The following is a 324-nucleotide window of genomic DNA, read 5'->3' as shown; positions in this document are numbered from 1 at the left end:
CATCTCAAGGATGACCTCGCCGCCGACCGTACTTCCTGCACCAGCTTTCTCGCCAATTGCATGCGCTTGTTGCTGCACGCGGCGGCCTACATTTTGCATCAGCAACTGCGTACCGAAGGGCTACGGTATACCGCGCTGTCGCAGGCGCAGCCATCAACGGTCATTTCCAAACTGTTCAAAATCGCCGTGCAGGTCAGGCAGTACAAGAACAAGATCGTTCTTCATCTGCCAAGCGCCTGCCCAGTCAAACATCTGCTCCACACCCTGGCCGAGCGTCTGTATCTGACGATTCCAGCCAGGACCATTAACTCGACCTGAACACGT

Annotated in this window: 1 protein-coding gene; it reads left to right on the top strand. The window is 55.9% G+C overall.

Annotation, left to right across the window (positions count from 1 at the left end):
- A partial coding sequence (locus tag F2P45_RS34900) for a transposase (RefSeq protein WP_187367266.1) occupies positions 1–318 on the top strand: 318 nt, incomplete at its 5' end.
- Positions 319–324: the final 6 nt, after the last annotated feature.

The sequence above is a fragment of the Massilia mucilaginosa genome (assembly GCF_011682145.1).
Classification (GTDB): Bacteria; Pseudomonadota; Gammaproteobacteria; order Burkholderiales; family Burkholderiaceae_D; genus Telluria_A; species Telluria_A mucilaginosa.
The sequence above is the reverse complement of the archived record's forward strand: the minus strand, read 5'-3'. Positions and strand labels throughout refer to the sequence as shown.